This window comes from Streptomyces sp. CNT372, assembly GCF_000377145.1.
On the sequence record NZ_KB897790.1, the window covers coordinates 124,080 to 149,610 of the forward strand.

Consider the following 25,531-nt stretch of genomic DNA (forward strand, 5'->3'; position numbering starts at 1 on the left):
CGTGTCCGGTCCGCTCCGGACGGTGACGTCAACGTAGGGGATTGTTGAACGATCCGACAAGGGGCGCACGGGAGCGTTCCGGCTTCTACGATGTACGCCTGTGCGCCGGTTCGAGCCGACCGGGGCGGGAGAAGAGGGGTGTTGTGGGGACGACGGAGCCCGACCGCGGGGATCTGGCCGACGACCGGCACCTGTTGGGGCGCACCAGCACGGCCGAGCGGGTCGCGGACATCCTGCGCACCCGGATCGCCGAGGGCTACTTCCCGCCCGGTGAACGCCTCTCCGAAGAGGCGATCGGGAGGGCGCTCGGCGTCTCCCGCAACACCCTGCGCGAGGCGTTCCGGCTCCTCACGCACGAGCGGCTGCTGGTGCACCAGCTGAACCGAGGGGTCTTCGTGCGGATGCTCGCGGTCGAGGACGTCGAGGACATCTACCGCATCCGCCAGCTCGTGGAGTGCGCGGTCGTCCAGGGGCTCGGCGACCCGCCCTACCCGCTCGACGCGCTCGACGCGGCGGTCGCGGGCGGCGAGCGGTCGGCCCGCGAGCGGGACTGGCAGGGCGTCTCGACCGCCAACATCCACTTCCACCGCGAACTCGTCGCCCTGGCGGGCAGCGCGCGCACCGACGAACTGATGAGGGGGGTCCTGGCGGAACTCCGCCTCGCGTTCCACGTGGTGGACGACCCGCGCGCCCTCCACGACCCCTACCTGGTCCGCAACCGCGAAATCGTCGAGGCGCTGCGCGCCGGTGAGCGGACGGAGGCGGAACGCCTCCTCTCCGCCTACCTCGACGACTCCCGCGCCCGCCTCGTCGCCGCGTACGGGGAGCGCGTCGCGGAGGAGCGGGGGTAGGCGCGGGGGCGCACGGTCGCCCGGGACGGCGCGCGCCGCGCGTGCGCTCCGCTCCGCTGGGAGCGCGGGCCGGCTCGCTCCGGCTCGCGCCGACGCCCCGGCCCGGCTCGCTCCGGCGGGCGCCCACGCCCGGCTTTGGTGGCGGCCACGCCCCGGCCCCGCTCCGGGGGCGTGGCCCGTCGGCGCCCCCGCTCCTGCGGGCCGGGGGCGCGGCCCGCAGGGGACCAGGCTCCTGCGGGCCCGGGCTGTCCGGTCCGGCGTCGCGGACAGCCCGGGCCCGGGAGCCCTCCGACCCGGGGGCCGTTCCGGGCCGCCCGGCAGGCCCCGCCCCCGCGGGTCCGGGTGGGCACGCTCCCCGGAAGCCCCCGCGCGCGGCGCGCGACCCCGGCGCCCGTCGTCCACATGCCCTGCATCGCGCGCAGTTGAGCCGGAGCCGGGGGCGCGCCCCCGTCGGCGCGCGCTGCACGCGCGCGCCTCACGCCCCGGCGGGACACGGCGCCGCGGACATGCGGCCGGGCGCTGCGGAGCCCCGGCCTCCGGCGGGCGATCGCGGCACTCCCCGTGCACGCCCCGGTCCTGCGGGCTCGGGACTGGTGCGGCGGGCTCGGGACTCGTGCCGCGGAGTCCCGCGCCCAGCGCCCGGCCACCGCACGCCGTGCACGCAGTGGGCAGTGGCCCGCGCCGTGCCCGCCCCGTCCCCCCGGGCGGGGCACCCGACGGCCCTCGTCCCCCGGGGCATCTGCGTCGTTTCGACCGTTGTCACTGCGAGGACCTAATCTGTGCAGCGTGACTTCGCCTGCACCGACGGAATTCGTTCCGCCCCAGCTCAGCGCGGGGCCGCGCCCTGCTCCGGGGCCGGCCGCCGACGAAGGGCTGGCGCGGCGGCTCCGGGCGCTCGCGTGCACCGCGCCGCTGCACGATCTGGATGTGCGCAAGGCCAACCTCGCCGGTGAGTACTCGGTGTACGCGATGGCCGAGGTCGCCCTCGCCGCGATCGACCTCGTCACCCTGCACATGGACTTCGACACCGGCGCCGACCACGAGCAGATAGTGGCCAGGCTCGTTCCGCGCGTCGCCGCCCAGGCCCCGTCCCGCCCGCAGGCGGAGCACGAGCGCGTGGCCCGCTGGGTCCTGGAGAACCTGATCAACGTCGGCAGCGTGGACCGCGGATTCCGCGCCGTGTACGGCACCTTCGGGCCCGACGGCGTCTACACCCGCCGCGACTACGACTTCAAGCTCGTCGAGGAGGTACCCGGCCACGGCGGCAGCGTCTATCTGCGCACCACCGACGAGGCGGTCAACGTCCTCGTCGGCGCGCTCGACACCGACGTCACCAGCGCCCAGATCGCCGCCGAGGTGAAGCTGGAGATCCTGATCAGCCGCGGCCGCCTCGCGGACGCGCAGCTCGCCGCCGAGCAGGCGCGCTACCGCACCGTGCAGTACTCGGAGACCCTGCGCCGCACCCTGGAGGCCACCCGGCGCAACGTCCGCGCGGTCGACTGGCTCAACACCGTGCCCGACATGATCGCCGAGGCGCTGGACCACGTCGCCGACCGGTACCGTCACGAGAACGCGATCCTGACCAACATCCGCAGGGCGCGCGACGAGGCGGAGGCCGGCTCGGACGCCAAGCTCGCCGACCACAAGCGCCGCGCCGCCGAGCTCGTCGACATCGTCAAGGACTGCATCCGCCGCCACACCCAGCTCCAGGCCCGGCTGCTGGAGGCCGGCCCGCTGTTCCGCGCGGAGCAGGACCGCCAGGCCTTCGCCCGTCCCACCGCGCGGACCGGCCTCGATGTGTACGGGCAGCTGCTGGCTCCCGTGCTGCCGCTGCCCGTCGCCTCCGCCACCCGCGTCACGGACGCCTTCTTCGCCCGCGGCACCGGTCTGCGGACCCCCTCCGCCGTGCGCGTCGGCGACCTGGTGGAGCTGCTGCTCACGCCGCCCGTGGAGCGGGAGCACCTGGGCGCGGAGATGCCCGAGCCCGACCTGATCGCCACCCCGGACGACAGCCGCTTCAGCGAGGAGCAGCTCGCGAGCGCCATGGAACTGCTCGACCTGGAGCACGACGCGCCCCGCCGCCTCTCCGGTCTGCTGGCCGAGGCCCGGCTGCGCGACCCCGACCTGCCCTACCTCGTCGCCCTGCTGGCCGTCCACGCGGCCAGCCCGCCGGTCGGCACGGCCTACCGCCAGGGCGAGCGGCGCCTGCTGTTCGCCGTGGACGACGGCACCCAGCTCGACGACCCCGAGTTCGGCGGCGCCGATCTGGTCGTCGGCACGGCCCTGCTGGACGCGGCGGGCATGGCCGCCGACCGGTCGGAGGGCGGCGCATGACCAGCGCGGCCGTCCGCCCGCCGGCACCGGCCCGCGCGACCCCGAAAACCCGCCCCGCGATCCGGTCCGCCCGCCTTGCGACCCCGGATCCCGGCCCCGCGAGCCCGGATCCCCGCTGCGCGAGCCCGGATCCCCGCCCCGCGACCCCCTCCGGTACGACCACCACCCCCGAGGAGCACCACCCGTGAGCGACCACTCCGCCGAGCACCCCGGTGCGTGGAGCGACCCGGTCACCCCTCAGGGGCCCCCGGCCGGACCGATCTCGACCCCCGCCGGCGCCGCCGGCTCCGTCACCCCCGCCGACGCGGCCGACGCCGCCCGCCTGGTCTCCTTCGGCCTCCAGCCCAAGCTCCAGCCCGCCCGGGACGCCGAATACGGCGACCTGCTCCGCCGCTACCGCGAGGACGGCGCCTTCGCCCGCCTCGCCGACGCCGTCGCCACCGGCCTCGGCCTCGTCGTACTGGAGGTCTCGCCCCGGGCCGGCATGGCCGTCACCGCCGCCGAGGACTCCGTCTTCGCCGTCCGCATGGGCGACTACGCGCGCCGCGCCTCCTCCGACTCCGCCGACCGCTTCCTGCACGGCCTCGCGCACCTCGCCGTCGCCGCCATGGCCTTCCCCCGCCCGGAGGACCTGGCCGACGACGGCTACATCGGCCGGATCACGGTCAACGGCGTCGACGCCTTCGTCCGCCAGGCCTGCCGCCGCCTGGAGGAGCGGGCCGAGGAGGAAGGGCGGAACACCGACCCCGCCACCGACGCCCCCGGCCTCGAATCCGCCTGGCGGGTCTGGGCCCGCCGCAGTGCCACCGGCGCCACCAAGGACGCCCGCCGGCTCGCCGGCTCCACCACGGGCATCGTCGGCAAGGCCGTCGGCTTCCTCACCGACTCCGGCTTCCTCCAGCGCACCGGGGACGACGCCGGCGGCACCTACCGGACCACCGCCCGCTACCAGCTCCAGGTCCGCGACATGGCCGGCAGCGCGGCCATGGCCGAACTCCTGGAGCTGGGCGTGGTCCCGGTGAGCGACGGCAGTGCCACCCTGGTGGCTCCCCCCGACGGCGACGACCTGGAGCTGGCCGCCGACGCCGGCCTCCCCTTCCACGCCTGACCGGCACCGCCGACGACGCCGTCCCGACGGACGGAGCCGTCACCCAGACGAAGACTGAGAGTCCGCCGCCATGTACGAGTTGTCCCGGGTCCGCCTCTACTCCATCGGTCCCGCCGGTGCGCGCTACGCCGACACCGTGCTCGACCTGCGCGGAGTCGGCGCGCCCGTGCCCCACCCCGCCCCCACCCAGGCGGAGTTCTTCGAGGAGGAGCCCGTCGGCCCGCCGCGCCGCCCCGCGCCCGCCGGCGTCCTCTTCCTGGAGAACGGCGGCGGCAAGTCCGTGCTGCTCAAGCTGATCTTCTCGGTGATGCTGCCGGGCCACCGCAACACCCTGGGCGGCGCCAGCTCCGGTGTCCTGCGCAAGTTCCTGCTCGCCGACGACTGCGGCCACGTCGCCCTGGAGTGGCAGCACACCCAGACCGGCGAGCTGGTCGTCGTCGGCAAGGTCAGCGAGTGGCGCGGTCGGCAGGTCTCGGGCGACCCGCGCAAGTTCGCCGAGGCGTGGTACTCGTTCCGGCCCGGCCCGGGCCTGAGCCTGGACAGCCTGCCCGTCGCCGAGTCCACCGCCATGCGCCCGCCCGTCGAGGGCGCGTCCGGCGCCCGGGGGCGGCGGCGCACCATGAAGGGCTTCCGGGACGCCGTCACCGAGGCGGCCAGGGCCTACCCCCATCTCGACCTCCACTGGGAGGAGATCCACGACCGCTGGAACGAGCACCTCGGCGACCTCGGCCTCGACCCCGAACTCTTCCGCTACCAGCGGGAGATGAACGCCGACGAGGGCGAGGCGGCCGGCCTGTTCGCGGTCAAGAAGGACTCCGACTTCACCGACCTGCTGCTCCGCGCGGTCACCGACACCCGGGACACCGACGGCCTCGCCGACCTCGTCAGCGGCTTCGGCAACAAGCTCGGCCGCCGCGCCGAGCTGACCGCCGAACGCGACTTCACCGCGGGCTCGGTCGACCTGCTCGGCCGGATCGTCGACGCCACGGCGCACCGCGCCCGGATCCGGGACGTGCACGCGGGCGCCGAGCGCCGCACCCGCACCCTGGCCCGCCGGCTCTCCGCCCGCGCCGCCGGGGAACGGGGGCTCACCGCCGAACTCGCCCAGCAGGTGGCGACCGCGGCCCACGCGGTCACCGAGTCCGAGCAGGCCCGCTCCCACAGCTCCCTGGTCGCCGCCGAACTCGCCTACCGCCACGCCTCCCTCGCCCTCACCGCGGCCGAGAAGGGGGCAGCGGCCCAGCGCCGCGAACTGATCGACGCCCGTACCCTGCACTCCGCCTGGCAGGCTGCCGAGGCCGTGCTCCGCCACCGCGCCGCGAGCGACCGCGCCACCCGCGTCGCCGCCGCCATCCGCGAGGCCGAACGGGACGCGGCCCCGGCCCTCGCGGCCCGCGCCCAGGCCGCGGGCGACCTGGTGCGCGCCCTGCACGCCGCCGCCGAGGACGGCGAACGCCTCGCCAACGAGGAGGAGGAGCGCTCCCGGGCCCTCCAGGAGTCCGCCGAGGCCGCCCACCGCGACGCCACCGCCGCGGCCACCGAGGCCCAGCGCGCCCGCAGCGAGATCGGTCACCTGCGCCAGCGTCTGGCCGAGGTCGAGCGGGAGACGGCCGAGGCCGTCCGGTCCGGCTGGCTCGACGACACCGCCCCCGACGCCGACCCCGCCCGCGCGGCCCTCGCCGCGAGTGACGCGGAGAAGCCCGCCGTCGCGGCCTTCGAGGCGGCCCGCGAGGCCGCCCGCGCCACCGCGGAGCGCGCCAGGGAGACGGCCGCCGCCGAGTCCCGCGCCGAACTGGCGGCCGCCCGCGCCGAGGACGCGGCCGTCGCCGCGGAGCACGCCTACGAGGCCGAGCGCCGCGCCGCAGAGTCCCTCGCCGAGGACGAACGCCTCGCCGAACTGCTCGGGCTCGCCCACGCGCCGTCGGCGGGCCCCGCACCCGGGGCCGGCCCCGTGCCGGGCCCCCGCACCCCCGGCGACCGCACCGCCCCCGCCGCACACCGGGACCCCGCCGCCCCGGACGGACAGGCCGCCGACCGGCCCGCCGCCCCGGACGGAGGGTCCACAGACGCCCCGCAAGCCACCCCCGCTCCCGAAGGCGCCGCCGACCCCGGCCGCCTCACCGCCGCCGACCTCGACCGCTTCGCCGACGACCTGCGCGACCTGCTCGACACCTCCGTGACCTCGGCCGAACGCCAGCTCTTCGACCTGCGCACGGCCGCCGCCGACGACGCCCGCATCCTCGGCGCCCTCGGCGACGGCGGCCTCCTCCCGCCCGCCCCCGACGTCCTGGCCACCGTCGAGTACCTCGGCGAGCACGGCATCCCGGCCCTGCCCGGCTGGCGCTACCTCGCCCAGTCCGTCGACCCCGCCGACCACGCGGCCGTCCTCGCCGCCCGGCCCGAACTCGTCGACGGAGTCGTCGTCACCGACCCCGACTCGCACGCCCGCGCCCGGGAGGTCCTGGCCGGGGCGGCCCTGCTGCCCCGTTCTGCCGTCGCCGTCGGCACCGCCGCCGCGCTCCTCGCCCCGGTGCCCGCCACGGGCGGGGGAGCGCCCGCCGAGGTGTTCCTCGTCCCGCCGAACCCGGCCATGCACGACGAACACGCCGCCGACGAGGAGCGGCACGCCCTGCGCGCCCGGGCCGGCGCGCGCGACGAGGAGATCCGGGCGCTCGCCGCGCGCCTCGCGGGCGACCGCTCCCTCGGCGCGCGTCTGGCCGCCTGGCGCGACGACTGCCCGCCGGGCATGCTCGCCGAACTCGCGACCGCCGCCCACACCGCCCGCCAGGGCGCCGCCGACGCCGCGGAGCGTCTCGCCGAGGCCCGCACCGCGCGTGCCGAGGCCGACGAGGCGGCGGCGGACGCGGCCCGCGTGCGCGACGAGCGGCAGGAGGCCGCGCAGCGGGCCCGCCGGGCCGCCGACGCCCTCGCGGGCCTCGCCTTCCGGCTCCGCGAGCGCGCCTCCTGGCAGCAGCAGCTGCGCGAACTGGCCGAGGACGCGGCCGAGTCGGAGGCCCGCGCCGCCGCCTGTCTGGAACGCGCCAAGGCCGCCGACGAGGACCGCCGTGCCGCCCAGCGCGCGGGCGACGACGCCCGCCGCACCGCCCGCGCCCTGCGCGCCGAACGAGCGGAGATCGCCGGCGCCCCCGAACCGCTGCCCGAGGGCACCGGTGCGCCCGGCGCCTCCCTGCCCGCCCTGCGCGAGGCGTACCGGGCGGCCTCCCGCCTCTACGAGAAGGTCGGCGTCGGCGCCGATCTGCGGGCCGAGCAGGCACGCGCGGAGAGCGACGAGTCCGCCGCCCTCGCCGAACTCGACCGGCTCACCAACAAGGTCCGCACCCGCGCCGCCCAGCTCCTGGAGGGAACCGACGGGGCCGACGGCCCCTCACGGCAGGCCGCCGCCGCCCGCGCCGAGTCCCTGGTGCAGATGCTGGAGACCCGTGCCTCCGAGGCCAGCGAAAAGCTGGGCCGGCTGCGCGGCGAAGCGGAACGCCTTGCTCCGGCGGACGGCGAGGCCCACACCGCGCTGCCCGAGGAGCTGGTGCCCTCCGACGCCGAGCACGCCCAGGCCCTGCTGCGCACCGCGAGCGCCGAACTGGCCGCCCGCACCGATGCCCTGGAGAGCGCCCGCACCACGCACGCCGGTCTGCTGCGCGCCCACCGCGCCGCCGAGGACGCCGCCGGCGGCTTCGACGAGACCGCCGCCCTGCTGCGCGACCTCCTCCGCGACCACCAGCACGACGAGGAGCCCGGCCAGGAGCCGGAGCCGTACCCGGGGACGCTGGAGGAGGCCCGGGGCTCGGCCGCCGAGGCCCGCCGCTCGCTCCGCGGCTGCGCCGCGGACCTCTCCGCCGCCGAGGCAGCGGTGCGCGAGGCATGCGACGTCCTCGTCCGCCACGCCAACTCCACCCGCTACGAGCAGGTCCGCACCCCCGCCCGCCAGCAGATCCGCGAACTGCCCGCGGCGGCGCTGCCGGACCACGCGGCGAAGTGGGCGGAGGCGTTCGCCCCGAGGCTGCGGGTGCTCACGGACGAGCTGTCCCAACTGGAGCGCAATCGCGACACCATCGTCGACCGGCTGCGCGGACTCGTGGAGTCCGCCCTCGCCACCCTGCGCTCGGCCCAGCGACTCTCCCGGCTGCCCGAGGGCCTCGGCGAATGGTCCGGCCAGGAGTTCCTGCGCATCCGCTTCGAGGAGCCCGACCAGGCGACCCTGACCGAACGGCTCGGCGAGGTCGTCGACGAGGCCACCCGTGCCGCCGTCCGCAAGAACGCGGGCGGCACCTACGGCGAGGGGCGGCGGGACGGGATGTCCCTGCTGCTGCGCGGGGTGCAGGCCGCCCTGGAACCGAAGGGCGTCGCCGTCGAGATCCTCAAGCCGGACGCGGTGCTGCGGGCGGAGCGGGTGCCGGTCGGGCAGATGGGCGACGTCTTCTCCGGCGGCCAGCTCCTCACCGCCGCGATCGCCCTGTACTGCACCATGGCCGCGCTGCGCAGCAACGACCGGGGCCGGGACAAGCACCGGCACGCGGGCACCCTCTTCCTGGACAACCCCATCGGCCGGGCCAACGCGACCTATCTGCTGGAGCTCCAGCGGGCCGTGTCGGACGCCCTCGGCGTCCAGCTCCTGTACACGACGGGCCTGTTCGACACGACGGCACTGGCGGAGTTCCCGCTCGTCATCCGGCTGCGGAACGACGCGGACCTGCGGGCGGGGCTGAAGTACATCAGCGTCGAGGAGCATCTGCGGCCCGGCCTGCCGCAGGCGGACCCGGAGGGGGAGACAATCCACGGGGAGATCACGGCGACCCGGATGTTCAAGCGGGCCGCCCCGGTACCCGCCCAGCCGGGCCCGGCCGCCGGGGGCTGACCGCGCGCCGCCACGTGCCACCGCGCCGCCCCGGCCGGCGCACATGACGAGGGCCTGGGGCGCGACCGGATCAACGGCCGCGCCCCAGGCCCCTCGTGTGCGCCCGCTGCCGGACGGCGTCCCGGGCCCCTCAGGCCCGGGACAGCCGCCCCGTACCGTTCTTGCCTATCCGCCCGGCCTCGCGCGCCGCGACCCGTGCCGCCCGGCGGGCCCGGCGCCGCTCGCGCCGGAGCTGCCGGGCCGTGCTGCTCGGCACCGAGACCACGCCGTTGCGCTGGTTCCACACCTGGCGCGTCACCCACACGTCCAGGACCGCCCAGGTGGCGACCACCGTCCCCGCGACACCGGTGAGCACGGTCGGAAAGGCCAGCCAGGAATCCGTCACGGTGAACAGGAACGCCGCCATCGCCTGGATCAGCGTCACCGAGACGATGATGACCGCGCGCACGGCCGCCCGGCGGACCGGATCCGCCATACGCCGCGTGCCGTGGTCCTCCTCCACCCACAGCGGACGCTCCGCAGCCGGCACCCGGGGCCCGTGCCCCCCCGGCCGCCCGGGCCCGGCGCCCGCCGGACCACCCTCTCGCCACCGCTGCTCACCCGCGGCCGCCGCGCCCGTGGCGGAACGTTCCCGCCCGGTCTCCGCGCGGCCTGCCACCGGACCGGCGGGCAGGGCGCCCGACTGCTGACGCGGCATCTGCGGCACCTCGGGTGCCTGCCGGTCGTCCGCGGACGCCTCGTGCCATCGCTCGTCCAAGTCCATGGTCCGTGTCACTCCCCGCCTCTGTCCGACTTCAGGGTGTCTGCCCGGAATCGGCCGCTCTACTCCGTGGGGTGTCCGCCGCCGGCCGGCCGCTCCCGGGGCGCCGGCGCGCGCCCCGGCCCCGGGCGTCTGCCCTGCCGTGCGGTACCGGATGCGTCACGGCAGTGAACCGGTGTGACATCCCATCCGTACTGACGAGTGAAGTGACGAGAAGATTCCCCCGAGTTGTTCCGTGACGCACAGTTCAGGCCATCTGCGGCGGTCCGGAATTCGACGGGTGACCGCCCCCTCCGGCACTCCATCCCGCTCCCGCACCACCGAAATAGCAGGACATCCCGTGATCACCACTGCGTGCCGAGGCCGAAAATCGTCCCGGACGTGCCTTCGAGTTGTACGCCCGGCAGTAGTACGCTCTCGCCGTTTGCTGACGGAACACCCGCCGAGCCGGACCAGGTTGAGCAGGGGGAGGCCATGCGCTTTCGCGGGACGTCCATCCGCCGGAAGATCGTGGCGCTTCTGCTCGTACCGCTGCTCGCGCTGACCGCCCTGTGGGGGTTCGCGACCTTTCTGACCGGTCGTGAGGCCGCCCAGCTCCTCGACGCCACCGCCGTCTCCGAGGACGTCGGCACCCCCGTCGAGACCATGGTCGACCGTCTCCAGCAGGAGCGCCGCCAGACGCTCGTCTACCTCGCCGACCGCCGCGCCTCGGACGCGCAGCCCGCCCTCAGCAGCCGGCGCGCGGCCACCGACGAAGCCGTCTTGGCCCTGCGCGCCGACACCGCCCGGTCCTCCGTGCGTGACGCCATGACACCCGGGACCGCGCGCCGGCTCACCGCCGTCCTCGACGCCCTGGACCGCATGCCCGCCCTCCGCCGCTCGGTCGACGCCAACGCCGTCTCACGGCGGAAGGCCATGGATTTCTACAACGGCCTCGTCGATCCGGCCCACAGCCTCCTGCTCACCGTCCGCGCCGTCGACGGCACCGGCGCCGAGCGTGAGGGCCGCGCCCTCGTCGGCCTGCTGCGCGCCCGCGAGATGCTCTCCCGCGAGGACGCCCTCGTGGCCTCCGCCCTCACCACCCGCAAGGTCACCGGACCCGAGGTGCGGGCCCTCACCGACCTGGTCGCGCAGCGCAAACTCCACTACCGGATCAGCGCGGAGTCCCTGCCCGCCCGCGAACGCGAGATCGTCGAGTCCTACTGGGACAGCCCCGAGACCGCGCCCCTGCGCGACGCCGAGGAGCGCCTGATCGCCGCGGACCCGGACGACAAACTCGCCTCCGCCGAGACCGGCCGCTGGCAGGAGGCCGCCGCCCCCGTCCTGGACGACCTCGCCCGTGAGGCCGCCGCGGCCGGCGACCGGTACCACGACCGCATCGAGCCCGCCGCGTACAGCGTGTTCGTCCGTGCGGGCGTCGCCGGGGTCCTCGGCTTCCTGGCCCTGCTGGTCTCCGTGGTCGTCTCCGTCCGCATCGGCCGGGAACTCGTGCGCGCCCTGACCCGGCTGCGGAAGGAGGCCCACGAGGTCGCCGGGGTCCGCCTGCCGAGCGTGATGCGGCGCCTCGCGGCGGGGGAGGTCATCGACGTCGAGACCGAGGCCCCGCGCCTGGAGTACGGCCGGGACGAGCTGGGCCAGGCGGGCCAGGCCCTGAACACCCTCCAGCGCGCCGCCGTCGAGGCCGCCGTCCGCCAGGCCGACATGCGGCGCGGGGTGTCCGAGGTCTTCGTCAACCTGGCCCGCCGCAACCAGGTCCTGCTGCACCGTCAGCTCACCCTCCTCGACGCCATGGAGCGCCGCACCGAGGACACCGACGAACTCGCCGACCTGTTCCGCCTCGACCACCTGACCACCCGGATGCGCCGCCACGCCGAGGGCCTGGTGATCCTCTCCGGCGCCGCGCCGTCCCGTCAGTGGCGCAAGCCGATCCAGCTGATGGACGTCGTCCGGGCCGCCGTCGCCGAGGTCGAGGACTACGAGCGCATCGAGGTGCGCAGGCTGCCGCGGATCGGCGTCGGCGGCCCGGCCGTCGCCGACCTGACCCATCTGATCGCCGAACTCCTGGAGAACGCCACGGTGTTCTCCCCGCCCCACACCGGCGTCCAGGTCCTCGGCGAACGGGTGGCCAACGGATTCACACTGGAGATCCACGACCGGGGGCTGGGCATGACACCCGACGCCCTCCTCGACGCCAACCTCCGCCTCGCCGAGACCCCCGAGTTCGAGCTCTCCGACACCGACCGCCTCGGCCTGTTCGTGGTCAGCCGCCTCGCCCAGCGCCAGAACGTGCGCGTCTCGCTCCAGCAGTCGCCCTACGGGGGCACCACGGCCGTCGTCTTCATCCCGGCCGCCCTGCTCACCGAGGCGCCCGAGACCGAGGGCACCGGCTTCCGCCTGGACCGCAGAACCGATCCCTCCGGGCGGCGCGGCCCCGGCCGGCTCGCCCTCTCCCAGGCCCCGCCCGGTGCGGTCGGCCCCACGGTGCTCGACGGACCGGTCGAACTGGAAGCCCCCATGGGCACCCTGGGCCCCGACGACACCGCGGGCCGGGACCGCGCCCGACGGGACCGCGGCGCACGCGACGCCCCAGGCGCCGACCGCGCCATGGCCGAGGGAGCCCTCGACGACCTCGCCCTGACCGGACTCGCCGACCTGGACGACACCGAGAGCGAGCGCGGCGGCCTCTTCCGCGCCCGCGCCCCGCGCCCCGAGGCGGACGAGCCCGGAAGCCACCGCGCACCGCCGCCCACCGGCCCGCCGCTCGGAGCCGTACCCCTGCCGCGCCGCCGCCCGCCCACCCTGGTCAGCGATCACGGACGGCGCGTGGACGACCGGGGCGCCGCGGGCCGCCACCACCCCGCGCCCGACGCCCTCCACGACAGCGGCCCTCCTGGCGACGACCGCCCCCGCACCGGCCCCGTCCCCCTCGCCCGCCGCACCCCGGCCGGCTCCCGGACCCGCTCCACCGCCTCGGGACCCGTCGCCGCGGGCCCTGCCCGGGACCGCGTCCCCGACCCGGTCCCGCTGACCCCGGCGCGCCGTGCCCGCCCCGCGCCGGACCGCGCCGTCCGGAACCCCGGACCCGCCGGGACGCGCGCGGAGAGGCGGCCGCCCCGGGAGGCCGAGGAGCCGGCCCGCCCCGCCGCCCCGGCACCCGGTGGCGAGGGCCTCCCGCGCCGGGTCCGCCAGGCCAGCCTCGCCCCCCAGCTCCGCCGCCCCTCCGGCGAAGAGCCGCCCGCCCCGCCCCCGGCCGCCGGGCCACGCGTCGAGGAGGGGCGCGACGCGGAGACGGTCCGGGCCCGGATGGCCGCCATGCAGCGCGGCTGGCAGCGGGGCCGCCGGCACAACGCCGCCCTCGGCGGCCCGGACGACGCCACCGCCCCCGCGCCCCACGGGCCGGCGGGCCCCGCCACCGACGACGACGGCGCCGGTTCCGGCCGGACCGCACCAGGAACGACACCCGAGGGGGACGGTCGATGACCGCACCGCACGCCACAGGACCCGCCACCAGCGCCCGGAACGGCGCCGGAACCACCACCCGCCCCGCCGGCGCCCCCGGCGAACTCGACTGGCTCCTCGACGAACTCGTCGACCGCGTCGCCAGCGTCCGCCAGGCCCTCGTCCTCTCCGGCGACGGCCTGGCCCGCGGCTCCTCCCGGGACCTGTCCCGCGAGGACGGCGAACACCTGGCCGCGGTCGCCTCCGGCTTCCACAGCCTCGCCAAGGGCGTGGGCCGCCACTTCGAGGCCGGCCGGGTCCGCCAGACCGTCGTCGAACTCGACGAGGCCTTCCTCTTCGTGACCGCCGCCGGTGACGGCAGCTGCCTCGCCGTGCTGGCCGACGCCGACTCCGACGTCGGCCAGGTCGCCTACGAGATGACCCTCATGGTGAAGCGGGTCGGCGCCCACCTGGCCACCGCTCCCCGGACCGGTCCGGCCGCCGGGGGGTGAGCGGCAGCCATGGGTGAGTCCGTCCGGAACAGTCCCAGGCCCCCGCACTGGATCGACGCGGACGCCGGTCCCGTCGTCCGCCCCTACGCGATGACCCGTGGCCGCACCGGCCACGACAGCCGCCACCGCCTCGATCTGATCGCCCTGGTGATCCCCGAGGCCGCGGCCGACGACCCGGGGGCGGACCAGTCGCTCTCCCCCGAGCACGTCGAGATCGTCGAACGCTGCGGCGACGCTCCCCAGTCGATCGCCGAACTCGCCGCCGGACTCGACCTGCCCGTGGGCGTGGTCCGGGTCCTGGTCGGCGACCTCGTGGACGACGCCCTCGTCCATGTGACCCGTCCCGTACCGCCGGCGGAACTGCCGGACGTCAGCATTCTGCGCGAGGTGATCAATGGCCTTCGGGCGCTCTAGCCGCCGAACGGCACCGGTCGAGCCGGTGACGTTGAAGATCCTGGTGGCGGGCGGCTTCGGTGTCGGCAAGACCACCCTGGTCGGCGCCGTCAGCGAGATCAGACCGCTGCGCACCGAGGAGGCGCTCAGCGAGGCCGGGCGGCCCGTCGACGACGTCTCGGGCGTCGAGTCGAAGTCCACGACCACCGTCGCCATGGACTTCGGCCGGATCACCCTCCGCGAGGACCTCGTCCTCTACCTGTTCGGCACCCCCGGGCAGGACCGGTTCTGGTTCCTCTGGGACGAAATCGCCCAGGGCGCCCTCGGCGCGGTGGTCCTCGCCGACACCCGCCGCCTCGGCGACTGCTTCGCCGCGGTCGACTACTTCGAGCGCCGGGGCATCCCCTTCGCCGTCGCGGTCAACTGCTTCGAGGGAGCGGAACGGTTCACCGTGGAGGCCGTGCGCGGCGCACTCGACCTGGACGAGGACGTGCCCCTGCTCATGGGCGACGCCCGCGAACGCGAGTCCGTCAAGAACATCCTGGTCACCGTGGTCGAGCACGCTCTCGCCCGGGTCGACCACATCCCGGAGCCCGCCGTGACCTGAGGCCCGGGGCCCGGCCCGCGCGAGCACGGCCCGTACCCCCACCGACCGGGGTACGGGCCGTGCGTCCGCGGGGCGGGCCCGTCATGGGAGCGGTCCCGGTGAACCGGCAGTGTTCTCCTGACGTGACGGCACGTCAAGGCTGACGACACGTCAAGGCTGCTGACACGAGGGCCGGTTCACGCCCGGAGCCGCCCCGTTCAGCCGTTCTGGGCCAGCCACTTCCGCGCGGTCTCCGCCAGCTCGTGGTCCCGTCCCGCCAGCATCGTCCGGATCATCTGCGCGTCTCCGCGCAGCGACCAGGCCGGATGCCCGAAGGTCGCCGGGTTGTTCTTCTCGATGAGGAAGTGCGCGGGCCAGGCGGTCCCGTAGCCGATCAGCGGCAGGGCGGCCGCATACCGCCACCGGCCCCGGGCGAGCCCGTACGCGCTGATCGCCAGCCCGGTCAGGGTCCCCGTCAGATGCACCCACCGGGTCGCCGCGCGGGAGTGCATCGCCACGTAGTACGGCCAGAACTCCTCGTACGTCGCGAAGTGCCGCTCGAAGGCCTGCTGCTCACTGGCCTGCTGCTCACTGGGCTGCTGCGTGCCGGTCCGCTGCTCACTGGGCTGCTGCGTCATGACCGCACGGTAGCCCCGGACCGCCCCGCCGTCAGCCCGCCCGACCGGACCCGTTCACTTCGCCCCGGGCGAGGGACCGCCACGCCACCGGGAAGTCGAAGTACGTGTCCGGAAAGACCTCGGGCCGGTGCGTGAAGTGCCACCACTCCTCCGGCAGGTTCACGAACCCCTCCGCCCCCAGGGCCCGCCGCAGCAGATCCCGGTGCGCCCGCTGGGCCCCGCTCACCCCCGGGTGGTCCGTATGGGAGCGCGGGTCGAAACAGTCGTACGCGGTGCCCATGTCCACCGCATCGTCCCGGCGGCGCTCGGCGGCCGGCCCGTGGCAGGCCCCCGCCGGGCGCCCCGGCTCCGGGCGCACCCCCACCGGGACGCCCGGCAGGCGGACGAGGGTCAGGTCCACGGTCCCGCCCCGGCTGTGCCCGGACCGCTCCGCGAGGTAACCGTCCGCGAGCAGGCGGGACTTGTCGACGCGCGGATAGAACTCCGCCTGCATCCGCCGGTCCTGCGGGTCCCCCGCCCAGCGCACGAAGCGGTCCACCGCCCGCTGCGGGCGGTAGCAGTCGTACACCTTCAGGGTGTATCCGAGGCGCAGCAGTCCGCTCTGCGCCCGCGCCAGCGCCTCGGCGGCCGGGCGGGTCAGCAGGCACAGCGGCTGCCGGTAGCCGTCGACCCGGTCGCCGAGGAAGTTCTCCCGCGTGGCGTACCGCAACTCCTCCCGGACACCCGGTGCGACGGTGCGCAGCGCGACGAACTGCGCCGGAGCGACCGGCTCCAGTGCCCCGGCCGGTGCGGTGACGGCGTCCGCCCGCGCCCGTGGCGGCTCCCCGGGCGGCGCGGCCCGGGCCGGACCGGTGGCGGGGGACAGGGCGGCGGTCGCGCACACGGCGGCGGCGACCCGGCGGAGGACGGAACGGAACGAGCGCATCCGCCCACCGTCCCCCAGCCGCCCGCCCCGGCGAAGGAACCCGTCGGCTACAGTCCCAGCGTGTCCAGCCACTTTCACTGCGGCCACTGCGGAGCGCCGTTCGGCGCGGACGCCGGCTGGCCGCGCGTCTGCCCCGCCTGCGGCGCGACCACCTACCGCAATCCGCTCCCCGTCGCCGTCGCGCTGCTGCCCGTCACCGGAGACGGCCCCCAAGACGCCCCCGGCCTCGTCGTCGTCACCCGCGCCATCGAACCCGCCCTCGGCGGGACCGCCCTGCCAGGCGGCTTCATCGACCACGGGGAGGACTGGAAGCAGGCCGTGGTCCGCGAACTGCGGGAGGAGACCGGCATCGAGGCGGCCCCGGAGGACGTCCGGCTCGCCGACGCGCTGAGCTCACCCCACGGCCATCTCCTCCTCTTCGGCCTGCTGCCGCCCCGTCCCGCCGACGTCCTGCCGCCGGTCCGGCCCACCGATGAGACCGACGGCTGGCACATCCTGCGCGGCCCGGAGGAACTGGCCTTCCCTCTGCACACCGTGGCCGTCCGCAACTGGTTCACCGGCGCCTACGCCACCCGCTGACCGACCCCCGGGTGCCACCCCGTCACTCCAGCCCGCGCACCCGCACCGGCCCGCGGGCCGGCACCCGCTCCTCGCCCGCGACCCGCTCCACCACCACGGCTCCGCCCTCCCACCGGGTCACCAGCCGCTCGGCCCGGGGCCGTACCCAGCCGTCACCCGCCTCGCGCACCACCAGGCCCCCACCGGTGCGTCCCTCCGCCGGCGCCCAGACCTCCAGCTCGGCGCCGCCGTCCGCGCCGCGCACCGCGAGCACGGACCCGGCCCGCGCCAGCACCGGGACCCGCCCCCGGGGCGCGTCCACCAGCGCCCGGCCCGGTCCCTCGTGGACGGCCCCCGTCGCCGTGTCGTACCAGCGCCCGCGCGGCAACCGCACCTCCCGACGCGCGCATCCGGGCTCCAGCACCGGCGCCACGAGCAGCGCGTCGCCCAGCAGAAAGGCGTCCTCGCACTCCCGCAGCCTCCGGTCACGCGGGCTGCCCCACCACAGCGGCCGCACCACCGGCGCCCCCGTCCACCGGGCCAGACACGCGAGCGACAGCAGATACGGACGCAGCCGCTCCCGCTCCCGCAGCACCGCCTCCCCGTCCACCGACTCCGACGCGTCCCCCCGGCCGGTACGCAGCAACGGCAGAAACGCTGCCAACTGCAGCCGTCGCAGCGCGAGTTCGGCATCCTCCACGGTCCCGTCCGCCACCGTGTCCAGACCGGCGAACGGCACTCCGCACAAGCCAAGACCCAGCACCTGCGCCAGCCCCGCCCGCAGCCCCGGCCAGCCCGCCGCCCCGTCCCCGCACCACACCGCCCCGTACCGCTGCGCGCCGACCCGGCCGTCGTACGTCACGACGAACGGCCGCTCACCGGGACGCGAGGCCCGCAGCCCCGCGTACGCGGCCCGCGCCGACGACAGGCCGTCCCGCCCCTGCGCCGCGTCCACGACCCGGCCCGGGGCGGGGAAGTGCCGCACCCCGTCGGCCCGCCCCGCCGACCGGTCCCGGAAGACCCCGGAGAACCCCTGCGCCGGCAGAGCCTCGCACCAGGCACCCCACTCGTCCCCCGTCGGGGCACCGGAAGCCGCCGTGCGCACCAGCCGTACCCCGTCCTCGCCCAGCGACTTGGCGAGCGCCGGCAGATCGGGCGGCCCCTCCGTCACATCGCCGGACACCGCAGCCACCTCGCCGGACGCGGAAGCCGTCCCGCCGGACGCGGAGACCCGCGACGGCGACCGGTCCGCGCCCGCCGCCCCGACGCCCTCGTCCGCCCCGACGTGCACGGCCGACGGGACCACCCCGCGCTCCGCCCACCCGGCCAGCAGCCCCCGCAGCTCCCGCTCACCGACCGGCCCGCCCGGCGCGTGATGCCGGCCCAGCGCCCACACCGGCGGCAGCGACGCCCGGCCGGTCAGCCGCGCGAACCCGTCCAGCACCCTGGCCGGACCCCCCACCAGCAGCCAGCTCCGCAGCGGACCGCCGTCCATCCGCCACTCCACCGACCCCGGCCGGTCATGGCCCGAGCCCGCCCCCTCCTCGCCCTCCCGCACGGTCACCCGGCCGTGCCACCCCGTGTCGTGGAACGCCAGATGCGTTCCGGCGTCGGCCACCACCAGATGCACCGGCATCACCGCGCCCCCGGCCGCACCACCCGGCTCCGCGTTCCCCAGCACCACAGGCGTCTCCCGCACCCGGGGCCCGTCGGACCGCCCGCCCAGCCCGAACACCCGCGCGTCCGGGGCGATCTCGCTGCGCACCAGCCAGCGCGCCGGGCCGCCGCCCGCGCCGGCCCGTTCCCACCAGCGCGGCGGCAGATCACGGCGCAGCACCACACCGCCCGGCGTGCGGTACTCCACCGCGCCCGTGCGCGAGACCGCGACCGTCATCCGCTCCGCCACCACCCGCCAGCCGCCGTCCATGTCCGGCTCCAGGGAGGTGCGGGGGTCCGGCTGCGGCGGCGGCCCGGCCAACGCCGACGACGGCCCGGGCGCCGCTCCGTCCCAGCCGCAGAAGACCGCCCCGCCCGCTGTCACCACCACCCGCAGCTCGGACCGGGCGAAACGGACCACACCCCCGCCCGCCGAGGACTCGGCCCCGGTCACCTCACCCGGCACCCGGGCCCGCTCGCCGCCGCCCGCCGCCGATCCCGCACCGGCCTCCGCCTCCGCGGCACCCGACGTCCCGGCACCCGACGTCCCGGCGCCCGGCGCAAAGGGCCACACCGGGCGCCCCCCACCGGGTCCCCGGCCCGAACCGAACCACTTCACCGCACGCAGCAGACCACGACCGTCCATACCGCTCACCCTGCCACCCGACCCCCGGTGACCGAGAGGGTGTTCAACTGCCGTTCACCGTGGTCGGAGCACCGAGGGGCACCCGTGGTGGGACCACATAGGGACACGTCCGACCATGGTTGACGAGCCCTGGTGCGAACGACGATCACATGGCATCGTCCCTGTCAGCCCGCCTCCGCGCACACCCCGCCCGAACGCGGGCCGGCGCAGACACCGCGCACCACCGCACGCAGACCCAGCCCGGGAGCCGCCCCATGACCTCAGCAGCGAACCCTGCCCCGCTCTGGCAGCCCGACTCCGAGCGCATCGCCGCCGCCCGCGTCACCCGCTTCCAGGCGTGGGCCGCCGACCGCCACGGAGCCCCGGCCGACGGCGGCTACCCGGCGCTGCACCGCTGGTCCGTCGACGAGCTGGAGACCTTCTGGCAGGCCGTCGCCGAGTGGTTCGAGGTCCGCTTCACCACCCCGTACGACCGCGTCCTCGCCGACCGGTCCATGCCCGGCGCCCACTGGTTCCCCGGCGCCACCCTCAACTACGCCGAACACGCCCTGCGCGCCGCCGAGGACCCGGCCCGGGCCCAGGAGGCCGCACTCCTCTGCGTGGACGAGACCCAGCGGATCACGCCTGTGAGCTGGGCCGAGCTGCGCCGCCAGGTGGGCGCCCTCGCCGCCGGACTCCGCGCCCTCGGCGTCCGCCCCGGCGACCGCGTCAGCGGCTACCTCCCCAACATCCCGCAGGCCACCGCCGCCCTCCTCGCCACCGCCGCCGTCGGCGCCGTGTGGACCTCCTGCGCCCCCGACTTCGGCGCCCGCAGCGTGCTCGACCGCTTCCAGCAGGTCGAGCCCGTCGTCCTGTTCACCGTCGACGGCTACCGCTACGGCGGCAAGGAGCACGACCGCCGCGAGACCGTCGCCGAACTCCGCCGCGAGCTGCCCTCCCTGCGCGCCGTCGTCCACATCCCCCTGCTCGGCACCGATGCCCCCGACGGCGCCCTGGACTGGTCCGCCGTCACCGCCGGCGACACGGAACCCGTCTTCGAGCCCGTCCCCTTCGACCACCCGCTGTGGGTCCTCTACTCCTCCGGCACCACAGGACTGCCCAAGGCCATCGTCCAGTCCCAGGGCGGCATCCTCCTGGAACACCTGAAGCAGCTCGGCCTCCACTGCGACCTCGGCCCCGGCGACCGCTTCTTCTGGTACACCTCCACCGGCTGGATGATGTGGAACTTCCTCGTCTCCGGCCTGCTCACCGGCACCACCGTGGTCCTCTACGACGGCAGCCCCGGCCACCCGGCCGTCGACGCCCAGTGGGCCGTCGCCGAACGCACCGGCGCCACCCTCTTCGGCACCTCCGCCGCCTATGTCATGGCCTGTGCCAAGGCCGGCGTCCACCCCGGCCGCGACCACGACCTCTCACGCGTCGGCTGCGTCGCCACCACCGGCTCCCCCCTCCCTCCCGACGGCTTCCGCTGGCTGCACGACGAGGTCCGCGCGGACCTCTGGATCGCCTCCGTCAGCGGCGGCACCGACGTGTGCAGCTGCTTCGCCGGCGCCGTCCCGACCCTCCCCGTGCACATCGGCGAACTCCAGGCCGCCTGCCTCGGCACCGACCTCCAGTCCTTCGACCCCCAGGGCAAGCCGCTCATCGGCGAGGTCGGCGAACTGGTCGTCACCAACCCCATGCCGTCCATGCCCGTCCGCTTCTGGAACGACCCCGACGGCAGCCGCTACCACGACTCCTACTTCGACGTGTACCCGGGAGTCTGGCGCCACGGGGACTGGATCACCATCACCGGCACCGGCTCCGTCGTCATCCACGGCCGCTCCGACTCCACCCTCAACCGGCAGGGCGTCCGCATGGGCTCCGCCGACATCTACGAGGCCGTCGAACGCCTCCCCGAGATCCGCGAGTCCCTGGTCATCGGCCTGGAGGAACCCGACGGCGGCTACTGGATGCCCCTCTTCGTGCACCTCGCCGACGGCGCCGTCCTCGACGACGCCCTGCGCGACCGCGTCAAGCGCACCATCCGCGAACAGCTCTCCCCGCGGCACGTGCCCGACGAGATCATCGAGGTCCCCGGCGTCCCGCACACCCTGACCGGCAAGCGCATCGAGGTGCCCGTCAAGCGCCTCCTCCAGGGCACCGCCCTCACCAAGGCGGTCAACCCCGGCTCCGTCGACAACCTCGACCTGCTCCGCTTCTACGAGGAACTGGCCCGCACCCGTGGCAGCCGCGACTGACACCACCCGGCCCGCCCCGCCTCCGGGGGCGGGCCGCCCCAGGGCCCCGTTGTCAGTGCCGTCACTTAACGTGAGGGACCAGTGACAAGAAGCTCTCAGGGGGAACCAGAATGACCGAGACAGGCCGCCGCGCACGCCCGGCGCAGACCACCGCCCAGCGGCGCGCACTCCGCCGCGAAGTCCCCAGCACCGTCGGCATCCTCGCCGACCCGCGCGACTTCACCGCCATGCGCCGCTACCGCACCTTCACCTTCGACGACCACACCGCCTACCTCCGCCAGTCCGAACGCCTCCTCAGGGACCTCGCGGGCCGGCACCTGCACACCACCCTCGCCCTCTTCGACCCGGACGACTACGCCGAGTTCTGCGCCGAGACGGGCCTCGAAGCGGACAGCGCGGCCACCCGCAGCCGCTACACCGCGGACATCGCCGCCCGCGGCGTCACCGTCCCCTATACCGGGGCGCCCCTCGCCGACCTGCTGCCGCACCTCGTCGACGCCGCCGTCCGCCACGCCACCTGGCAGTACGCCACCCTCCTCCTCGCCGACCTGGGCGACTGTGCGCAGTGCGGCCAGGACACCGGGCGCTCCGCCTTCGACCGCGCCTCCCGCGTCCTGCACCGCATCCTCGATCTCGCGGGCCCCGGCAGTCACCACCTCGTCTGCAGCGTCCCCGCGCCCGACGAACAACTTCTCGCCGTGCTGCACGCCGAAGGCGGCGCCGGCCGCACCGCCCCCACCGTCGACGCGGACTCCGGCGTCCAGTTCGTCACCGTCCTCGCCGCGGGCCTCGCCCTGGAAGGCGCTGGCGGCATCGTCCTGCGCACCGTCCGCCCCGGCCTTCCCGACCACCTCCACGGCTGGCGGCTGGCCGGCGGCCGGGTCGCCCCGCTCACCGCGGGCGAGGTCTTCAGCGCCTACTGCACCGACGCCGCCACCGGTGAACCCGTCCCGCCCGAGCCCGGCGTCGAGTACTGCGCCGGCTTCCCCCTCCCACCGGACGACCCGGCGGCCCACCACCACTGACCACCACCACTGACCGCCGCCACTGACGGCCGCAGCACCCCCCGGCCCGGACACGCCCCGGCCACACCCCGGACACGCCGCAGGGGGCTCCCCGCCGACCCGGCGGAAAGCCCCCTGCGCTGAAACGACCGGCTGCGGCCCCGGCCGGCCCCGCGGCTACTCGCCGGAGAGCACCGCCTGTGCGGCCAGCCGCGCCTCCTCGGCGGTGTCGGCCGCACGCGCGGCCGAAGCGGCCCGCTCGCACTGCGCGAGCGAGTACTTCGCCAGCGTGGCCCGCACATAGGGAATCGACGCGGCACCCATCGACAGCGACGTCACGCCCAGGCCCGTCAGCACACAGGCCAGCAGCGGATCGGAGGCCGCCTCACCACAGACACCACAGCTCTTGCCCTCGGCCTTGGCCGACTCGGCCGACAGCGCGACCAGGTCCAGCAGCGCCGGCTGCCACGGGTCCTGGAGTCGGGACACCGCGCCCACCTGACGGTCGGCGGCGAAGGTGTACTGCGCCAGGTCATTGGTCCCGAGGGAGAGGAACTCGACCTCCTGGAGGATCGACCGCGCCCGCAGCGCGGCCGAGGGGATCTCGACCATGGCACCGAACTTGGCCTGGAGGCCCGCCTCCCGGCAGGCGTCCGCGAACGCCCTGGCGTCCGTGCGGTCCGCCACCATGGGCGCCATGACCTCCAGATACACCGGGAGGCCGTGCGCCGCCTTGGCCAGCGCGCTGAGCTGGGTCCGCAGCACCTCCGGGTGGTCCAGGAGACTCCGCAGACCCCGCACACCGAGCGCCGGGTTCGGCTCGTCCGCCGGAGTCAGGAAGTCCAGCGGCTTGTCCGCGCCCGCGTCCAGCACCCGCACGACCACCCGGCCCTCGGGGAACGCCTCCAGCACCTGTCGGTACGCCTCGACCTGCTTCTCCTCGGAAGGAGCCTGCTTGCTGTCGTCCAGGAACAGGAACTCCGTACGGAAGAGACCCACACCCTCCGCACCCGCGTCCACCGCCGCCGGCACATCACCCGGGCCGCCGACGTTGGCCAGCAGCGGCACCTTGTGCCCGTCGGAGGTCGCCCCCGGCCCGGTCGACGCCGCGAGCGCCGCCTTCCGCTCGGCCGCGGCCCGCTCCATCTCCGTCCGCCGCTCCTCCGTCGGGTCCACGAAGATCTCGCCGCTGCTCCCGTCGACGGCGACGAGTGTTCCCTCGGCCAGCTCACCGGCACCGGGCAGCGCCACCACGGCCGGCACCCCGAGCGCCCGCGCCAGGATCGCGCTGTGACTCGTCGGCCCGCCCTCCTCGGTGACGAAGCCGAGCACCAGCGCCGGATCCAGCAGAGCGGTGTCGGCGGGCGCCAGGTCGCGGGCGATCAGCACATAGGGCTCGTCGCTGTCCGGCACACCCGGCATCGGCACCCCGAGCAGCCGCGCCACGATCCGGTTCCGCACATCGTCCAGGTCCGCAACCCGCCCGGCCAGGTAGTCCCCGGCCCCGGCGAGCAGCGCCCGGTAGGCGGCGAACGCGTCGTACACCGCGCGCTCGGCCGTACTGCCGACGGCGATCCGCCGTTCCACGTCCGACATCAGCTCGGGGTCCTGGGCCATCATCGCCTGGGCCTCCAGGACGGCCTGCGCCTCGCCGCCGGCCAGATTCCCCCGGGCGATCAGGTCCGCTGCCACGGCCTCGACGGCCTGGCGCGCGCGCCCCTGCTCCCGCTCCGCGTCCTCGGGCGGGGCCTGCTTGGCCGGGGGTTCCAGGACCGCCGTGCCCATGTGCCGTACTTCGCCGATCGCCACCCCGTGGCTCACGCCCACGCCTCGCAGCGTTGTCTCCATCTCACCGTCTCCGCTAGGGCGGCGACCGCTGCCGCCGCGTTGGTTGTCCGATCCGCCGTCACCGGCGGACGCGGGTCACTGCCAGCCGAAGAGGTCCTCGCCGGCCTTCACCTCTCCGTCCTCCCGGACCTCGGAGAGCGAGTCGGGCGTGGCCTCCAGTGCCACGACCGGACAGATCGGCGACTTGCCCGCGGCCTCGACCTCGGACGGGTTCCAGCGGATGACGGCCTGGCCGCGCTGCACGGTGTCGCCCTTGTTGACGAGGAGTTCGAAGCCCTCGCCGTTGAGCTGCACCGTGTCGATGCCCAGATGCGTCAGCACCCCGTGCCCTTCCGCGTCCACGACGACGAAGGCGTGCGGGTGCAGGGAGACGACGATGCCCTCGACGGGAGCCACGGCTTCGGAGGGGCCCCGATCGGGATCGATCGCCGTCCCCGGACCGACCATCGCGCCGGAGAACACGGGGTCGGGCACGGCCGCGAGCCCGATGGCCCGTCCGGCGAGAGGGGACGTCACTGTGGTCATGGAGCCTCCCAGAGCGGGGATTTGGTGCTGCGCCGTCACGGCCTGTACCCGGACGGCACACTGTTGAGCAGGGTATGTCACTTGAAGTCCTGTTTCCGCCTGAAACCTACGAGTTGGCGGATCCAGGGAGCATCGCAAACGGTTTGCCTCGTCTGTGCACAAGCTGTACTGTCGACCACCTGCCTCGCTCCGACGCGACATCGGGTCGGAGGTCGGCGGTGCTCGTCAAGCCGAGATCCTAACTGGTCTAAACCACTACTGTCCGCAGGGTGGTGGTCAGAGGGGTCCGAAAAGGCTGATAGAGTTTGGAACACCGAAGGGAAGCGCCCGGAGGGCCTCTGTGAAAAGAGCCCGAAGGAAGCGTCCGTTCCTTGAGAACTCAACAGCGTGCCAAAAATCAACGCCAGATTAGTTGATACCCCGTCCAGCCGACGTGAGTTGTTGGTTGGTCGAGGTTCCTTTGAAGAAACACAACAGCGAGGACGCTGTGAACCGTCGGGTATTTTCCGCCCGGCTGGTTCCGCTCCCTGTGATGTGTCGACCCGATCACGGGTAAACATTCATGGAGAGTTTGATCCTGGCTCAGGACGAACGCTGGCGGCGTGCTTAACACATGCAAGTCGAACGATGAACCACTTC

The 25,531-nt window shown here is 75.4% G+C and carries 17 protein-coding genes and 1 rRNA gene; 12 read left to right on the forward strand and 6 right to left on the reverse strand.

Annotation, left to right across the window (positions count from 1 at the left end; all coding sequences use genetic code 11):
• Positions 1–143: 143 nt before the first annotated feature.
• The 4 genes from C593_RS0125510 to C593_RS0125525 all read left to right on the forward strand — a co-directional run bounded on the left by C593_RS0125510 (position 144) and on the right by C593_RS0125525 (position 9,163).
• Positions 144–851 carry a GntR family transcriptional regulator gene (locus C593_RS0125510; protein WP_018850165.1) on the forward strand — a complete coding sequence of 236 codons (708 nt, stop codon included), beginning with the start codon at positions 144–146 and terminating at the stop codon, positions 849–851.
• 786 nt (positions 852–1,637) lie between these two features.
• On the forward strand, positions 1,638–3,185 hold the full coding sequence (locus C593_RS0125515; RefSeq protein ID WP_026278073.1) for a hypothetical protein: 1,548 nt from the start codon (positions 1,638–1,640) through the stop codon (positions 3,183–3,185).
• A gap of 184 nt (positions 3,186–3,369) precedes the next feature.
• Positions 3,370–4,293: a hypothetical protein gene (locus C593_RS0125520; protein ID WP_018850167.1), complete on the forward strand. Its 924-nt coding sequence runs from the start codon at positions 3,370–3,372 to the stop codon at positions 4,291–4,293.
• Positions 4,294–4,363: 70 nt separating this feature from the next.
• Complete coding sequence (locus tag C593_RS0125525; RefSeq protein WP_018850168.1) at positions 4,364–9,163, forward strand: hypothetical protein; 4,800 nt, start codon at positions 4,364–4,366, stop codon at positions 9,161–9,163.
• A 130-nt stretch (positions 9,164–9,293) separates the two neighbouring features.
• Here the strand turns inward: C593_RS0125525 and C593_RS32045 are convergent, their stop codons facing one another.
• Positions 9,294–9,860 (reverse strand): hypothetical protein, encoded by a 567-nt coding sequence (locus tag C593_RS32045; RefSeq protein WP_486591185.1) that lies wholly within the window; start codon positions 9,858–9,860, stop codon positions 9,294–9,296.
• 537 nt (positions 9,861–10,397) lie between these two features.
• On the opposite strand from C593_RS32045, the gene C593_RS0125535 reads away from it, so the two are divergent.
• Genes C593_RS0125535 through C593_RS0125550 form a run of 4 tightly spaced genes read left to right on the forward strand, consistent with a single transcriptional unit; the run spans position 10,398 to position 14,873 of the window.
• Positions 10,398–13,403, forward strand: a complete 3,006-nt coding sequence (locus C593_RS0125535; RefSeq protein WP_018850170.1) for a nitrate- and nitrite sensing domain-containing protein — start codon at positions 10,398–10,400, stop codon at positions 13,401–13,403.
• On the forward strand, positions 13,400–13,873 hold the full coding sequence (locus C593_RS0125540; RefSeq protein WP_018850171.1) for a roadblock/LC7 domain-containing protein: 474 nt from the start codon (positions 13,400–13,402) through the stop codon (positions 13,871–13,873). Before C593_RS0125535 ends, C593_RS0125540 begins: the two co-directional genes overlap by 4 nt.
• A gap of 9 nt (positions 13,874–13,882) precedes the next feature.
• Positions 13,883–14,287, forward strand: coding sequence for a DUF742 domain-containing protein (locus C593_RS0125545; RefSeq protein ID WP_018850172.1), 405 nt, complete (start codon positions 13,883–13,885; stop codon positions 14,285–14,287).
• The gene (locus C593_RS0125550) at positions 14,268–14,873 is read left to right on the forward strand and encodes an ATP/GTP-binding protein (RefSeq protein WP_051093786.1); all 606 of its coding nucleotides are present in this window, start codon (positions 14,268–14,270) and stop codon (positions 14,871–14,873) included. Before C593_RS0125545 ends, C593_RS0125550 begins: the two co-directional genes overlap by 20 nt.
• Before the next feature lie 197 nt (positions 14,874–15,070).
• Here the strand turns inward: C593_RS0125550 and C593_RS0125555 are convergent, their stop codons facing one another.
• Together C593_RS0125555 and C593_RS33960 are read right to left on the reverse strand one after the other, a co-directional pair.
• Positions 15,071–15,364 (reverse strand): DUF962 domain-containing protein, encoded by a 294-nt coding sequence (locus C593_RS0125555; RefSeq protein WP_106434757.1) that lies wholly within the window; start codon positions 15,362–15,364, stop codon positions 15,071–15,073.
• Between the two features lie 157 nt (positions 15,365–15,521).
• On the reverse strand, positions 15,522–16,415 hold the full coding sequence (locus C593_RS33960; RefSeq protein WP_018850175.1) for a M15 family metallopeptidase: 894 nt from the start codon (positions 16,413–16,415) through the stop codon (positions 15,522–15,524).
• A gap of 60 nt (positions 16,416–16,475) precedes the next feature.
• Here C593_RS33960 and C593_RS33965 point away from each other — a divergent pair, with 60 nt between their 5' ends.
• Positions 16,476–16,994 carry an NUDIX domain-containing protein gene (locus tag C593_RS33965; protein ID WP_018850176.1) on the forward strand — a complete coding sequence of 173 codons (519 nt, stop codon included), beginning with the start codon at positions 16,476–16,478 and terminating at the stop codon, positions 16,992–16,994.
• 22 nt (positions 16,995–17,016) lie between these two features.
• Here C593_RS33965 and C593_RS0125570 read toward each other — a convergent pair whose 3' ends face one another.
• Positions 17,017–19,275 carry a TIM-barrel domain-containing protein gene (locus C593_RS0125570; RefSeq protein WP_026278074.1) on the reverse strand — a complete coding sequence of 753 codons (2,259 nt, stop codon included), beginning with the start codon at positions 19,273–19,275 and terminating at the stop codon, positions 17,017–17,019.
• 254 nt (positions 19,276–19,529) lie between these two features.
• Here C593_RS0125570 and C593_RS0125575 point away from each other — a divergent pair, with 254 nt between their 5' ends.
• Positions 19,530–21,515, forward strand: coding sequence for an acetoacetate--CoA ligase (locus C593_RS0125575; protein WP_018850179.1), 1,986 nt, complete (start codon positions 19,530–19,532; stop codon positions 21,513–21,515).
• A 110-nt stretch (positions 21,516–21,625) separates the two neighbouring features.
• Positions 21,626–22,540, forward strand: a complete 915-nt coding sequence (locus tag C593_RS0125580; RefSeq protein ID WP_018850180.1) for a hypothetical protein — start codon at positions 21,626–21,628, stop codon at positions 22,538–22,540.
• A gap of 156 nt (positions 22,541–22,696) precedes the next feature.
• Here C593_RS0125580 and ptsP read toward each other — a convergent pair whose 3' ends face one another.
• The gene (gene ptsP, locus C593_RS0125585; protein ID WP_026278075.1) at positions 22,697–24,367 is read right to left on the reverse strand and encodes a phosphoenolpyruvate--protein phosphotransferase; all 1,671 of its coding nucleotides are present in this window, start codon (positions 24,365–24,367) and stop codon (positions 22,697–22,699) included.
• Positions 24,368–24,442: 75 nt separating this feature from the next.
• On the reverse strand, positions 24,443–24,892 hold the full coding sequence (locus tag C593_RS0125590; RefSeq protein ID WP_026278076.1) for a PTS glucose transporter subunit IIA: 450 nt from the start codon (positions 24,890–24,892) through the stop codon (positions 24,443–24,445).
• A 559-nt stretch (positions 24,893–25,451) separates the two neighbouring features.
• On the opposite strand from C593_RS0125590, the gene C593_RS0125595 reads away from it, so the two are divergent.
• Positions 25,452–25,531: ribosomal RNA gene (locus C593_RS0125595) — 16S ribosomal RNA — on the forward strand; the annotation flags it as partial.